Raw genomic sequence first — 15425 nt, forward strand, 5'->3', positions numbered from 1 at the left:
CAGGAAAATGAAATCTACCTTATGGGTTTTCAGGAAAGCCAGTGCTTCAAGTGCGTTGTAGCATTTGGCTTTAAGCTGCCATTGGGTACTTTGCTGCACCAGCATCTCCAGCAGGTTCACCGCGTTAGGTTCGTCATCAATTATGATACAGCTTAAGTTCATGCTACCGGGATCTTTAAAAACGCTGAAAAGGTATTATTGCTTTTATCAATTTTCAGGTCGAAGTCTGTGCCGTACAGCATGGTTAGCCTTTTAGTTAAATTGGCAATACCAAAGCCGGCAGTACGCTTGCTTCCTGCTTCGGTATGGATAACATTATTGGTTTTAAAAAACAGGTAACCATCCTGCTGAATTAAAGATATACCGATGAGGTTTTGCTCGCTCGATTTATCGATACCGTGCTTAAAAATATTTTCAACAAAGGTCATGAGTAGCATAGGCGGAATGCGGAGGTCGGAGTTGAAATTCTTTTCAAAAAATACAACCACTTCGTGCCTGATCCTTATTTTTTCTAACGCGATATAATTTTCAATAAACTGCACCTCGGTGCCAATGGTTACATCATCTTTCGGGCTTTCATCAACAAAATAGCGCATAATATCCGAAAGCCGCTCAATCAATGCTGCTGTTCGGGGGGCTTCGCGATAAGCCTCATAGTATATATTGTTAAGTGTATTGAACAAAAAGTGAGGTTGTACCTGCGATTTTAACAGGTTTAGCTCAGCTTGGCTTTTTTGTACCATGATCTCCTCCGTTTGTTGCTTTAACTTAAAGTATTCCAGCGCTATCCGAAAGATAAGGCTCAGCATATAAATAAGTACCCCGCCCGATATATAGTTAATGATAGTTTTTAAGCTGATCTGCTCCGGCGTTTTAGCAAAGAACGTGTTATAAAGAAATAAGGTGGTATATCCCCGGAGTATGCCAATTGCAGCAACAAATATGATCACTAAAAGTACATACCAAACATATTTACCCTTTTGGTAAAACAACGGATATAACAGCAAAATGTTACCATATATGATAATGGCGTAAAAGGCGGTGGTTGCACTGGCGTAGATTGTCGATTGCGTTGCACCATCCATCGGTAAATAAGAAAAAAACAGGAGCAGGAACACCGATATCCATATCAATAGCTGGAGTTGTGTAATGGATGGCCGGTTTTTTAAGAGTCGCATTTTTAAAATTACTTAGCTTTTTGTTTGTTGATGCCGGTTTTAAATCATTGCCGGCATTTATTCAATGAATTGCCCCGAACATTCAATAAGCGGGACTGCAGGTATATTATTAAATAAATACAGTATCAGGTTAAAAAGAACGCCGCATCGGTTTAACTGATTTTACCGGGTTGTTGATAAAGGGCAGTTTTGAGCTGTTAACAGAAATTATCCTTATCAAACAATCAAATTATTATGAAAGCCGAACAATTAGCTGAAAAAATAATAGCTGTAAGCCTCAGTCTTTTATTGTTGTTATCGCATGCACCCAAAGTATTTGCCCAAACAGATACCATCCGTTTAAAAGACAAACGCCTGCTTACATCAGCGCTTAAACCCGGGTTAAAACAATATCTTGTGTATTTTCAAAATACCAAAGACAACCGCAGCCTGAAATTCTGGCTTTGGCTGCGCGATATCAACCTCGAAACCCGTAACGGTGAAAAGGTATTTACCGTTACCCAGCACTGGTACGGCAGCGATAGCTCATCGTATCGTTCTATATATTCCATCAATAAAGCAGCGGATTTTGCGCCGGTCTATCATTCAGAAACCATCGGCAAAAAAACAAAAGCCTTTAACTGGGCTGCTGATAAAGTGATAAGTGCCGATACTGTTGCCAATAATGAGGCAAAGAATTTTAAGCTTGATTTCGCTTTCGCCAACCTTAACTGGAATTTAGACATTGAAACCTTTGAGATGTTACCGCTGGCCGAGGGCAAAAGTTTTGCTATCCCTTTTTATGAAGCAGGGATCCCCGCACCGCTGTACGTATTATACAAGGTAACCGGCAGCGAGGTAATCACCACGCTGGATGGTAATAAGATTGATTGCTGGAAATTATATAATGAAAGCGATTACAACGGCCGTCATTTTACCGAAACCTACTGGATCAGTAAAAAGGATCATGAGTTTTTAAAAGAAGAAGATTCTTTTGGTGGCGGCTATCGCTACAAGATAAAAATGATGGGTGCCGCAACTAATTTGCTGCCGAGGTTCGTGAAGTAAAAGCACGTCGTAGAGACGCATAATTGCGTCTTCCGCAGGACAAGCAGGCATCACAAGACCTGCATATTCGGAGACGCAATTATGCGTCTCTACATTAAAGAAAATAAAAACAGCCTGGGCTATGATGCTAAATCATAGCCCAGGCCTTGTTATAGATCAGTTAATAGTTTTATTGGTTTAAGCCAAAAGCTTCCCAGCCCGACGCGGTTGTGCGGGTACAGGTCATGGCTTGTGTGCCGTTTTCGCTGGAGATAAATTTGCCGTTGTTGCCGCGCAGGGTGATCTTACCATCGGTGGTAACTATCCAGTCAAATTTTTCCCAATCGCCGGGAGTGGTACGGTTACAGGTGATGGCTTGGGTCCCATTTTCTGATGATACGTATTTGCCCATGCTGCGCAGATAGATTTTACCGCTGCCGGCGTCAAGCACAGTGAAATGCTCCCAGTCGCCTGCTGTGGCGCGATTACAGTTCATGGCTTGTGTGCCGTTTTCGCCGCTTACGTACAGGTTGTTGAACCCTTTGAGCGAAATCACAGTACCAATTGGCGGAGATGAAGGTGGCGTTGTATTGCCGTTGATAACCGAATTGATAGCAGATAACAATGAGTTGGCACCCGAAACATCCTGCGACAGCTCCCACATCATAATACCACCACCCTGGTTAATGGCCAGCGTGGTTTTACTTTTAATGGTTGGGATACCGTTATAACCAATCCCGTTCCAGGTATCTGAATTGGGACTTCCGCCGCCTGCAAGAATATCTGCATAAGAAGTATAGGGCTCCCTGCCATAAAACGGAACGCCCAAAATAGCTTTGGCTTTTGGTAACCCTCTGCCGATCCAATAGTTTAATGATGTTTGGGCCAGGGAATAGGGCGAATGGTTTGGTCCGTCACCATCGTAAGCCATCAGGTTCAGGAAATCTACATAGCCGAAAACGCTGCTCAACACGCCCGAGCCATCGCTGGATATTACTGCGGCGGTTAACAGTTTGCCCTGGTTATGCAATGCGGTGCTCAACTGCGACATCAACGCGGCGTAATTATTAGCCGAAGCGCCGTCATCGGGATATTCCCAGTCGATATCAATACCATCCAGGTTATACTGATTGGCAAAACTGATAAGGTTGTTAACAAAATTGGTACGTGATGTCGAGCTGGCAGCGAGAGTTTCAAAGGCGCTATCGTCGCCATTATTCCAGCCGCCAAAGGATACCAGTACTTTTACGCCATTGGCATGACCTGTTGATACCAGGCTTTGCAGCTTGGATACGTTGTCTACTGGGCCAATACCGCCCGATGAAGTAGGTGCCACAAAAGCATAATTAACATGAGTAAGTTTCGAAAACTGAACCGAACTTACCGCGCCTGCCCAGCTGGGCAGGTAACCTACTACCTTAAAGCCTGGCACAGCATCAACTGCTACTGATTTCTGAGAGCTGTTATCAACCGGGTTATTAGGCTGATTGGGTGAAAAATTGTCCTTACGGCACGATGAAAGTGCAAAGAACACTACTGCTATGCACCATAGCAGGCGGGAGTTTAAAGTTGTTTTCATAAAAGTGGTTTATTGGTAAATGGATTAAAGGCTGAATTTTTCAAATTCCCTCCCTCGGGAGGGAATCGCACAATCCCCAGCTTTGGTTTTAGTTTTTTTCTACTGATTCAACCCAAAAGCTTCCCAGCCTGAGGCGGTGGCCCGGTTGCAGGTCATGGCCTGGGTGCCGTTTTCGCTGGAGATGAATTTGCCGTTGTTGCCGCGCAGGGTGATCTTGCCGTCGGTGGTAACTATCCAGTCAAATTTTTCCCAGTCGCTTGGGGTGGTACGGTTACAGGTGATAGCTTGCGTGCCGTTTTCTGATGACACATACTTGCCCATGCTTCGTAGATAAATTTTGCCGCTGCCTGCGTCAAGCACGGTGAAATGCTCCCAGTCGCCGGCAGTAGTGCGGGTGCAGGTCATGGCTTGTGTACCATTTTCGCCGCTCACGTATTTGCCGTTAAAGCCTTTTAGTGAAATTACAGTACCTATTGGCGGTGTATTTGGTGGTGGGGTAGTACCTCCGGTGATAACCGAGTTCATGGCTGAAAGCAGGGAGTTAGCACCCGTTGCATCGCCGCCCAGGTCCCAGATCATCATACCGCCGGCCTGGTTAAGTGCCAGCGTGGTTTTACTTTTAATGGTTGGGATGCCGTTATAGCCAAAAGTTTGGAACGTATCTGAATTAGGACTGCCGCCAATAGCCAACACGTCAACATAGTTCATAGTTGAATAATCATACCGGTTATCTCTTGCATAAAACGGAACGCCTAATATGGTTTTGGCAACAGGTAAGCCGCGCCCAGCCCAGTAACTCAAGCAATCAACTGCCGACTGATAGGTAGAATGCTGAAAGTTGTTGTCATCATAATCCATGATATTGATCCAGTCGAGGATGGTGAACATGTTGTTGGTAACATAGCTTGCGCCAACTGAAATGGAGGCAATAGTACATACCCTGCCGCTGTTGTGCATTGCGGTTGATAATTCCTGTAGCAGCAAATAAAAGTTATTGGTTTCTGTACCTGCTGAGGGAAACTCCCAGTCAATATCCACCCCGTCAACATTATATTGGTTACAAAAATTAACCATGTTATTAACAAATGCGGTACGGTAACCGGCATTGGCTACAATAGGGTGAAAGGCATCGCCGCCACCACCGCCGCCAACAGAAATAATAACTTTCACATTATTATTATGCGCATTTGATACCAGGGTGGTAAATTTTGAAAGGTTATCAAGCGGGTTAAGCCCCCCGGTATTGGTAGGGGTAAGGAAAGCATAGTTAACATGGGTTAATTTGCTGTACTGTACCGTATTTACATCGCCCTGCCAGCTGGGGAGGTAGCCAACTACTTTAAATGAGGCAACAGGTACGGCATTGTTAACGGAAACCGGCTTACTGCTGTTATCGGTGTTGGATTCACCGCCGGTTTTAAACTGGTTCATGTTATCCTTTTTACAGGATGAGAGTGCTGCGAGGGCGGCCAGGATCAGGCCAAGGAGGTAAGAGTTAAATTTTGATCTCATAAGTTAAGTTTGTTAAGTGGTTTTTGATGTATTATTTGGTTTATAAATAAGCCGGGCAATAAAACACAAACCTGTTAACCAAATTCATGATACTTATGAATATCATATACTAATATCAGGAAAGGCGCGTTAATAGGTGTAATAGATGTTTTTGTATGAGTAAAATTATATAAACATCTTATTATAAATGCCTTATAATAGCTTCAATACGATTCAATCGCAAGCGTAGTAGTGCTTTTGTAGTGTAATCCTAACGGGGAAAATCCGCCTTTCTAAAGAAGAAATATTTTTATGATACGCTTAACTCACAGTTTATATATTATTATAAGCCTGGAACGTGCTTTGATTTTGTAGATCGCTTATCCGGTTAAAACCAGATAAGCGGGTGCCTGATGGGTAAATTGCGGATAACTTCTTCAACCTGAGGGTTATGGTCGAGTTTTTGCCATGTGGTTAGCCATGCGTTTTCATGATAGGCATTAGCGCCAAACAGCAGAAAGGGCTGTGCAATGGGCCAGTTATCCCAATACATTATATCGGGTTTTAAAGTCCATTTACTTTTATCTGCTACAAAGGGGTAAAGGTAGCTTATACCTTTTTTTATGGATTTGCCATCCGGTGTTTCAAAATTCCATAAGTTATCCTGTGAAGTTGAAAGGATCTGGCAAAGCATGGTCATGGCATCCAGGTTAAAAATAGAGTAGCCATAGGGCTTGGTGCGTTCCAACTCTAAAGGAAAGCTGCCATCAGTGCCCATCTGGCGTGGAAGTAATATGTTTTTATATCTAAAACGGATTGAATCGAGCACTATTTCATTTTTGCAAAGTTTGGCAAAAGAGGCTACCTGCATGGCCCAGCAGGTGGCGTGGTTGTTTTTTACATCTCTTTCCTGGATGCCGGGTTTGCTGGTCATAAGCCATTGGGTATAGTCGGCAAACCATTTTTTAACGCCGGCAGTGGTTGCTGCATCCATCGCCTTTTCCATAACAATAATACCCTGCGCAACCTCCATCAGGTGGATAGTGTCGATAATGCCATAATTGCGACCGGTGAATTGTCCTTTAACCGCCTGTGCAAACCAAAGACTTGGGTTCATCATGGTTTCAGGATCAAGAAACCAGGCTTTAAGGTGGATGACGGCCTGGTTAACATATTTTACATCGCCGGTTATTTTATAAGCCGAAGCCAGTGCACCAATGATCTTGCTAAACCGGATCATTGCCTTGCGGTGCTCTACAAAATTATTAGGGTTACTGAGCCCGTCGCGGTTAATGTAAGGGCCGTCGGGGTTTTTAGGATCAGGCCAAAAATAATCGGCTTCCGAAAAAAAGTCGTGCTTACCACCTGCACTCCTTGGCGATGATGATGCGGTTACCGTAACCGGCTGCTGTTGCATGGCCCAGGCAGCTTCGGTCATGATTTGTTTTTTAAGGGTTTGCTCAGCCGCTTTTTCTGTAGGAGATTTATCGGGGTGTAACTGATCTGGTTTAAAAGCAAATTGTGTGAGGGTTGTTACGACAATTAATGTTGCAGCAAATAATTTTTTCATGGCGATGGTTTATGATGGTGTAGCAAGATAAGAATAGCCCAGGGAATTGGATTGGTATTTTCAGTGTGTAGGGGATTTGCAGAGGTTTTTTTTCACGACAACGTTGAAGTAAGAGACTCTTAGGAAGGATTCTTCATTAGGATTTGCAGGCTCTTCAACGCAAATGGCATAACTATTGATTAAATAATCTACACCTGTACGTAAAAAGCGTTATTTAACCATAAAATTATGGTTGGGCACTATAAACAATATGCCAACGTTTTTTATGTTTACGCAAATCATTAGATATGAAAACTCTAAAAACACCTTTATTAGCTCTTGCAATAGCTGTTTTAGCTATCACTACCCAAGCCTGCAAAACAAAAAAAGCCGTTGTGCAAACACCGCCTCCGGCACAGCCAGCACAACCTGCAACGCCTCCGCCTGCACCAAAACCAGCGCCAACTCCTCCACCGCCGCCTGCTCCGGCTCCGGAAAAGCCTGATTATAATTTCACCAATATTCAGTTTGAGTTTAACTCGGCAGTGTTAAAAACCGCTTCTTACCAAACTTTAGATCATATTGTTAAAGAGCTGAAATTGGATCCATCGGCTAAGTTTATTTTAAATGGAAATGCATCTGCCGAAGGTTCTGCCGAGCACAATCAGTCTTTATCTGTTGATAGGGCGAACTCTGTGAAATTGTATTTAGTTAACAGTGGTGTTAACGGCGATAACCTGACTGTAAAAGGTTGGGGCGAAAGCAAACCGATTGCTGACAACTCTACCGAAGAAGGCCGTGTGCTTAATCGCCGCGTTGAAGTAAAATTAGCGCAGTAATAGAAAATTTTAATAAAAATATGAAAGGCAGCTCAATCGGGCTGCCTTTTTTGTTGGGTAAAATTATTCGGTGCTATTAACCAACTGAAAAATGGTGAGTAGATGATGGGCCTCATGCAGCACAAAAAACTCGGCCCATTTTAAAATGGTAAGCCTGCCATACTTAGGGTGTATTCCAATACACGACAATTCTATATCGTCAAGTGCAGATAGCTGATTGACTATGATTGTTCTGTCTGCATTGATGATATCAAGCAGTTCGGCCAAAGTCATCAACCTGAATGGTGTAAACTCCGGGTCGAGATCTCCATTGTACCGGTCAAAAACAGGTGTATCTTCATTCAATATCCGGTGTATGCGGGCTATAAATATTTTCTGGTACCGTGCAAGATGGGCTATATTGTCTAACGCGCTCCATTTACCGGGCGCAGAAGGTGTGGTTATCTTATCATTGCTGATGTTAGCAACCAATTGTTCGATAGTAAGATGCTGCGTTTTTAATCTTTCGGAAAGGGAGATGTATAAGCTCATATGCTTGATGGATACAAAGTTCATCACAAAAATGATACGATTTTACCAATAATTGAGCCGTTTTGTGTAAAATGATTGCTTTAATTTGGAGCATGCAAAACTGTTCGCTGTGCTGTATGTTCACCCATAGTAGCCCCGGCCATTTTTAACCTTCCTGCTTTTGTTGAAAACATAAATTTAACCAGCTCTGGTGCAGGTAATATGATCGCCTATGAATAAATGTAAACTATATGCCGGTTTATTTTGTACCGGTGCAATAGCGCTTGTTTCGGGTGCATGGCAGGCTAAACCAGCAAAGCAAGTCAAGCAGGCAAAGAAGCGACCTAATATTATCGTCATCATGGCCGATGACATGGGCTTTTCTGACCTGGGTTGTTATGGCGGGGAGATCAATACACCCAATGTCAATTATCTTGCTCAAAACGGCATCCGTTACCGGCAATTCTATAATACATCACGTTGCTGCCCAACAAGGGCTTCCCTGCTTACTGGTTTATATAATCAGCAGGCTGGCATAGGTAAAATGACCGATGCCGAAGACGAGCCCGGTTACCTTGGCCACATTACTGATAATGCGGTTACCCTGTCCGAAGTGTTGAAATCTGCCGGATATCACACAGCCATGTCGGGCAAATGGCATGTTTCTAATACCAACGGGCAGTCTAACACGCAGGATCAAATGGCCTGGTTAAACCATCATAAAGATTTTGGCGATTTTTCGCCTCTCAGCCAATATCCAACCAGCCGTGGTTTTGAGAAATTTTTCGGCACCATTTGGGGTGTGGTTGATTTTTATGATCCCTTTAGCCTGGTTAGCGGTACCACACCTATTAAAACAGTCCCCAAAAACTACTATCATACAGATGCTATTAATGATACAGCCGTGGCCTACATCAAGGGCTACGCTAAATCGTTAAAGCCGTTCTTTTTGTACGTTGCAGAGAATGCTCCGCACTGGCCATTGATGGCAAAGCCCGAAGATATTGCCAAATACAAGAACACATATAAATGTGGCTGGCAGGCCATCCGCGAAGCGAGGTACAAAAAAATGGTTAAGCTTGGCCTCATCGACCCAACTAAAACTAAACTGTCCGACCGCTGGAAAGGCGACCTGCAATGGGAAAACAACCCTGATAAAGATTGGGACGCCATGGCGATGGCTGTTCATGCTGCCATGATCGATAGGATGGACCAGGGGATAGGCCGCATCATTACAACACTAAAAGAAACCGGTCAGTTGGATAATACGCTTATTGTTTTCCTGTCGGATAACGGTGCCAGCGCCGAAAACTGTGCCGCTTATGGTCCCGGGTTTGATCGCCCCAATGAAACCCGCGATGCACGGAAAATAGTTTATGCTACGAAAAAAGAAGCTTTGCCCGGACCGGAAACTACTTATTCATCTATAGGGGCCCGCTGGGCAAATGTGTCTAATACCCCGTACGAATATTGGAAAGCCGAATCATACGAAGGCGGCATCCATACCCCGATGATCGCTTTCTGGCCGAAGGGTATAACCGCTAACAAAGGTGGCTTTAACGATCATGTAGGTCATGTGATGGATTTCATGAGCACGTTTGTTGAGCTGGCGGGAGCTAAGTATCCTAAAACATATAAAGGACACAACATCCCGCCGACTACGGGCATCAGCCTTGTGTCAAGCTTTAAAGGCAAACAAACTCCCGGTCATGAGGAGCTTTTTAACGAACACTTTGGTGCCCGGTACGCCCGTTCAGGAAACTGGAAGCTGGTATCATTGAGTAATGATACTACGTGGCATCTGTATGATCTGGCGCAAGACAAAACCGAAACAACCGATCTGAAATCAAAATACCCGGAAAAGGTGCACCGGTTAGATAGCCTTTGGCATATCTGGGCAAATACGCACCAGGTTTTTCCGAAACCGGGGCAAATAATGCAAACCAATAAAACACGGATACAATAATTAACTTAAAACCGAACATCAATAATTTATGAATCGCATTTTCAAAAAAACGTATCTGCTCATTTCCGGACTGGCAGCTTCGTTTGTTGCACAAACAGCGTTGGCTCAGGATAAGATGCCATCTTATCCGCTGATCACGCATAACACTTATTTCAGCATCTGGTCAAACACCGATAAACTGAACGAATCGACTACCAAACACTGGACAGGTAAAGACCAATCGCTGTTGGGGCTTATTAAGGTTGATGGCAATTACTACCGTTTTATGGGGGCATCGGCCGTTAATTACAAAACAGTTTTAGCTGCTACCGACGAAAAATCATACAGCAGCCAGTACCAGGCCGAAACAGCGCCTGCCAACGGTTGGGAAAAACCAGGCTTCAATGATCAAAGCTGGAAAAGCGGAGCCGCCCCATTTGGTGATGAGCGCGCAAGCAAAGGCACTGATTGGCGAGGTAAAGATATTTGGGTTCGTCGTAAATTCAATGTTGCGGAATTACCGAAAGGTCGTTTGATGCTGAAGATCTATCATGATGATGAAGCCGAAGTATACCTGAATGGTCAGCAGATTGCAGCTGAAGGGGGCGCTAACGGCGATTTTGAAACGGTTGCATTATCGGCCAGCGCAAAATCAAATTTAAAGGAGGGCGAGAATATTTTGGCTATCCATTGCAAAAACACCGGTGGCGGTTCATTTATTGATGCCGGTCTTGCTGAAGAAGTATTGAGCAAGGATGACGAAGCCGTTAAACTGGCCGAGCAAACCAGCTTTAAAGTTACTGCCACCCAAACGGTATATAACTTTAAAGCTGGTGAGGTTAACCTTAAACTTACTTTCACTTCGCCATTGGTTATGAGCGATCTGAAACTGTTTGCTACCCCGGTATCCTATATCACTTACCAGCTAAAATCAACCGATGGTAAGGCTCATGACGTTCAGATCTACCAGGGGGTATCCAGCAATGTCGCTGTAAATACTCCTTCGCAGGAAGTTATTGCATCAAAATACAGCCAGAATGGGCTTAAACTGTTAAAAGCCGGTACCGTTGAACAACCTGTATTACAGAAAAAAGGCGATAACCTGCGCATTGACTGGGGCTATGTTTATGTTGCTTCATCAACTGCAGGCGCTAAGCAATATATCACTCCGGAAGACGATGCTGTATCTGTCTTTATGGGTGCTCAAACCGGTACTGCTGCTTCAACAGGCAAGCAATTAATGCTGAATACTGTTTTGCCCTTTGGCAAAGTGACAGCAACTCCTGTATCTAAATTTATTTCGGTGGGGTATGATGATATCTATGCTATCCAATACTTCAAAACCAATTTAAGGCCATGGTGGCGTAACACTGCAGGCGCTACTATTGAAGGTGTGTTGAGCGATGCTACAAAAAGCTATGCCAAGGTAATAGGTACTTGTGTAAAAACAGATGCTAAAATATACCAGGATGCGGTTAAAGCAGGCGGTGCGGAATATGCTAAACTGTGTATAATGGCTTATCGCCAGAGTATAGCTGCACATCAGTTGGTTAAAAGTCCGCAGGGCGATCTGTTGTTCCTCTCAAAAGAGAATTTCAGTAACGGCTCAATTAATACAGTTGACGTTACTTATCCTTCGGCACCAATGTATTTGCTTTACAACCCTGAGCTGATGAAGGGCATGCTGACCGGTATCTTCTATTTTAGCGAAAGTGGTAAATGGAGCAAGCCTTACTCATCACATGATTTAGGTACTTACCCGTTGGCTAACGGTCAAACTTACGGCGAAGATATGCCTGTTGAGGAAAGCGGTAACATGATCATCCTTACCGCGGCTATTGCCAAAGTTGAGGGTAATGCTAACTACGCTAAAAAACACTGGAAAACATTAACCATCTGGACTGATTACCTTGCTAAAGCTGGTTTTGATCCGGGTAATCAATTGTGTACCGATGATTTTGCCGGTCACCTGGCGCATAATGCCAATCTATCGGTAAAAGCCATTGTAGCTATTGATGCCTATGGCGAGCTTGCCGGTATGATGGGTGATGCTGCTACCGCAAAAAAATACAAAGCGATGGCTAAAGATATGGCCGCTAAATGGGAAGAAAAAGACAATGCCGGCGATCACTATGCTTTAGTTTTTGATAACAAAAACACCTGGAGCCAGAAATATAACATGGTTTGGGATAAAGTGTTAGGCTTGCACCTGTTCCCACAAAAGGTTTACGATACCGAGGTTAAATACTATTTAGCACATCAAAATCAATTTGGTTTGCCATTGGATAGCCGTAAAACCTACACCAAAAGCGACTGGATCCTTTGGACAGCAACCATGACCGATAACAAAGCTGATTTCAACGCTTTGGTTGCCCCGGTTTACAAATTTGCTACCGAAACGTCATCGCGAGTACCACTAAGCGACTGGCATGAAACTATCAACGGCAAAATGGTAGGTTTCCAGGCCAGAAGTGTGGTTGGTGGTTATTATATGAAAACTTTAAGGGATAAGTTGGCGGCGAAGTAAAGACGAATAATGTTTTACTATTAAATAAAAGGTCTGCCATTTTAAGGCAGGCCTTTTATTTAAATTGCAGACGATAAATAACTATAGCCTGTTTAATCAAATTGCAGCCCAGGTTATTGGACCGACAATACCGTCAGGAACAAGGCCTTTTTCACGTTGAAATGTTCTCACCGCAGCTTCTGTACCTCCTCCAAACACACCATCTGCTGTTGTGCCTATTCTTTGTTGCACCTGTCTTACAAGAGCAGGGTCATTGTTTATCCCCCGGCGAAGTGTAGGCCTCGCAGCTACCGTTGGTTCGAACGCCGGAATAAGAGGACGTGGCGGCACGTTTTGGGCAAGTAAAGCAGCCACAGCAGCCCTAAACGATATCATGTCAAAATCTGGATCAGTTTTGCGGGTTGGAGCCCATTCCTTATGGGCGATACAGTTATCCGCACCTTTTCCAATATGTTTCAGGATAGCTGCAACTCCCCGCTGATAGGCATCTAACTGAATTGCGGGCCATGGTGTGTCATCGTGCCCCCCTGTGTTCTCGGCTTCTATGCCTATAAAATGAGTATTGCCTGCTGTTATTCCTTGCCATTCACCTTTGCCGGCATGATTAGCCCGGCCGGCGGCTACAATATAGTAGGTTCCATCGCGTCCAAGGCCTAATTGCGCCAATGGACCGGAAAGCGGAGTAGGGTCCGTGCGACCATGAATTAGTCCATTAAGAGCTGGCATATTACGACTGCGGTCGGGATTAGCTGTATGATGGCAAATCACACCGATAATGCCACCTACATCGCCAATACCGCGATTTTGCCAGCCATCGCACTCTGCAACCTTAAGCCCTGCTTCCTGCAAAACTATTGGTAACCATGTTAATGAAAATGCCATTATGCTACTCCTCCTTTCGATACAGGTAATTCCGAGTCTTCTGTGGGCTTGCCTGGGGGGCCTCCGCATCCGTCATTAGCGTCAGCTGCTCCAGCTGCCGCAGCTGCTCCTCCGGTACCAGCAGAATTGTTTAGTAAGGTTGTTTCTGCCTGAGTAGTGGCCACAGCAAGTTTACTCTCAAAGAATGATTGTGTTGCTTTGGCTCCAAAAACAAAAGCAATTATACCAGTCCAATATTGGTCAACGCCAATATCTTTGAAGTTTTTAGCTTCCCATCCTAATTTAAGTGCCAAAAGGCAAAATACGTTAATCACCATGAACACAACAATGCGCATGGTGCTTAAACCATTGTTCGCATCCTTTAACAGGTCGGGAAATGCAAATATGATCCCCAGCATTATCGTGAAAAAATCGATGGCTATTACCTCACTGCTTAGATTTGAGAATAATTGCCGGATAAAAAGATAGATGATGCCGGCTATAATCACAATAAAGCCCATGATTTGAAGATAGGAGATGTTTTCGTCCGTTCGATGAATAAGTTTTCTTTTCATAGTGATAAGGGTTTATTTGTTTCTTTACTTATAAAGTTATATAGTAAATATCTTATTATCAATGCGTTAAAACACTGATTTGTAATTGCGGGTTTTACGTATAATAATATGCTATAAGAAATAAGTAGCATCGGGAGTTAAGAAGTTTAATTGAAAGCTATTGTCAGAGATTAAGCAACAACCACGTGTTAATTTTAAAGCTGATTTATTTGCCCCAATTTGTTATATGGCTTTTTATTGTTTTGATCAGAGCTATTAAGGACGCGAGTATTATTGAAACCAGACCTGTTGATTTATAACGTCAATAGTACAATCATCACTTTTCCCTAACATTACAATCATCATAATTTGATATCCAATAATTAGGTTTTATGATTACTTTCATACTTCGTTAGCTATAATAATTTCTATGCCGTTCCCTTTGAAAAAAATATTGGTTAAAACGCTTAAAATAAGCGCCATTACTGTTGTGAGTTTATTGCTGTTAATGTTCCTGCTGCCGTACTTGTTCCCGGAAACGGTAACTCAGAAAATAAAACAATGGGCGGCAGGGAGCGTAAACAGCAAGCTTTCGTTTTCAAGCACGCGCTTGTCATTCTTTAAAAAATTCCCGTCGCTTACCCTAACACTTAATGATTTTGTGCTGAACGGCAGTGTGCCTTTTCAAAATGACACGCTGGTTTCGGCTAAAGAAATTTCATTGGCTATTGACCTTTCATCAGTGTTTAAGAGCAAGATCAACGTAAACAAGATCTATCTTGACCACGCACTGATCAACATCCAGGTTGATAGCGCGGGTAAAGCCAACTATAGCGTTTATAAATCATCACCTCCAAAGCAAGACAATAAAGCTGATACCGCCAGCGCATCGTTAGGAATTGAACAGATCCTGATAGAAAAGAGCCATTTGGTTTATGACGATCGTTCGTTGCCGATGCAGATCAATGCACGTGAACTTAACTACAAGGGCAGCGGCGATTTAAGCAAAGATATTTTTGATCTTTATAGCCACGTAGATGCCGCTTCGGTCGATTTTTATTACGGCAACAAAGCTTACGTACTTAGGAAAAAAGTAAATGCTGACCTGGTTACCAGTATCAATACCAAATCACTGGCCTTTGCATTTCAAAAAAACGATCTGCTTATTAACAAGCTCCCGGTTAAATTTAAGGGCAGGTTTGAGTTTTTGAAGGATGGCTATGATATGGATTTCAAGATCAGGAGTGATCAGAATGATCTTGGCGATGTTTTTACCGCTATCCCGGATGAGTACGCCAAATATGTTGATAACATGGATATCAGCGGTAACGGCATCATTCAGCTTGACCTTAGCGGAAAGTACATC

Annotated in this window: 12 protein-coding genes; 5 read left to right on the plus strand and 7 right to left on the minus strand. The window is 43.5% G+C overall.

The annotated features are described in order from the left end of the window. Positions 1–158 precede the first annotated feature (158 nt). Complete coding sequence (locus VF500_RS15095) at positions 159–1178, minus strand: sensor histidine kinase (RefSeq protein ID WP_330860458.1); 1020 nt, start codon at positions 1176–1178, stop codon at positions 159–161. A gap of 234 nt (positions 1179–1412) precedes the next feature. Between VF500_RS15095 and VF500_RS15100 the strand changes: the two genes are divergently transcribed. Further along, positions 1413–2225: a hypothetical protein gene (locus tag VF500_RS15100; protein ID WP_330860459.1), complete on the plus strand. Its 813-nt coding sequence runs from the start codon at positions 1413–1415 to the stop codon at positions 2223–2225. Between the two features lie 169 nt (positions 2226–2394). Here the strand turns inward: VF500_RS15100 and VF500_RS15105 are convergent, their stop codons facing one another. The 3 genes from VF500_RS15105 to VF500_RS15115 all read right to left on the minus strand — a co-directional run bounded on the left by VF500_RS15105 (position 2395) and on the right by VF500_RS15115 (position 6844). Next, a complete protein-coding gene (locus VF500_RS15105; RefSeq protein WP_330860460.1) occupies positions 2395–3783 on the minus strand; it encodes a glycosyl hydrolase family 18 protein in 1389 nt (462 codons plus the stop codon). A gap of 99 nt (positions 3784–3882) precedes the next feature. Further along, positions 3883–5295 (minus strand): glycosyl hydrolase family 18 protein, encoded by a 1413-nt coding sequence (locus tag VF500_RS15110; RefSeq protein ID WP_330860461.1) that lies wholly within the window; start codon positions 5293–5295, stop codon positions 3883–3885. A 367-nt stretch (positions 5296–5662) separates the two neighbouring features. Continuing rightward, positions 5663–6844 (minus strand): alginate lyase family protein, encoded by a 1182-nt coding sequence (locus VF500_RS15115; protein WP_330860462.1) that lies wholly within the window; start codon positions 6842–6844, stop codon positions 5663–5665. Positions 6845–7131: 287 nt separating this feature from the next. On the opposite strand from VF500_RS15115, the gene VF500_RS15120 reads away from it, so the two are divergent. Further along, on the plus strand, positions 7132–7662 hold the full coding sequence (locus VF500_RS15120; protein ID WP_091220216.1) for an OmpA family protein: 531 nt from the start codon (positions 7132–7134) through the stop codon (positions 7660–7662). A 63-nt stretch (positions 7663–7725) separates the two neighbouring features. Here VF500_RS15120 and VF500_RS15125 read toward each other — a convergent pair whose 3' ends face one another. Beyond that, the gene (locus VF500_RS15125; protein ID WP_330860463.1) at positions 7726–8193 is read right to left on the minus strand and encodes a DinB family protein; all 468 of its coding nucleotides are present in this window, start codon (positions 8191–8193) and stop codon (positions 7726–7728) included. Positions 8194–8404: 211 nt separating this feature from the next. On the opposite strand from VF500_RS15125, the gene VF500_RS15130 reads away from it, so the two are divergent. Beyond that, on the plus strand, positions 8405–10138 hold the full coding sequence (locus tag VF500_RS15130; RefSeq protein ID WP_330860464.1) for an arylsulfatase: 1734 nt from the start codon (positions 8405–8407) through the stop codon (positions 10136–10138). Between the two features lie 28 nt (positions 10139–10166). Continuing rightward, positions 10167–12644: a glutaminase family protein gene (locus tag VF500_RS15135; RefSeq protein WP_330860465.1), complete on the plus strand. Its 2478-nt coding sequence runs from the start codon at positions 10167–10169 to the stop codon at positions 12642–12644. Positions 12645–12740: 96 nt separating this feature from the next. On the opposite strand, the gene VF500_RS15140 is transcribed toward VF500_RS15135, so the two are convergent. Together VF500_RS15140 and VF500_RS15145 are read right to left on the minus strand one after the other, a co-directional pair. After that, positions 12741–13526: an N-acetylmuramoyl-L-alanine amidase gene (locus VF500_RS15140; protein ID WP_330860466.1), complete on the minus strand. Its 786-nt coding sequence runs from the start codon at positions 13524–13526 to the stop codon at positions 12741–12743. Further along, positions 13526–14080 (minus strand): hypothetical protein, encoded by a 555-nt coding sequence (locus VF500_RS15145; RefSeq protein WP_330860467.1) that lies wholly within the window; start codon positions 14078–14080, stop codon positions 13526–13528. The genes VF500_RS15140 and VF500_RS15145 overlap by 1 nt, the downstream gene beginning before the upstream one ends. Before the next feature lie 421 nt (positions 14081–14501). Between VF500_RS15145 and VF500_RS15150 the strand changes: the two genes are divergently transcribed. Next, positions 14502–15425, plus strand: a 924-nt coding sequence (locus tag VF500_RS15150) for an AsmA family protein (RefSeq protein ID WP_330860468.1), incomplete at its 3' end; no start/stop codon positions are given.

The sequence above is a fragment of the Mucilaginibacter sp. genome (assembly GCF_036383575.1).
Taxonomy (GTDB): domain Bacteria; phylum Bacteroidota; class Bacteroidia; order Sphingobacteriales; family Sphingobacteriaceae; genus Mucilaginibacter.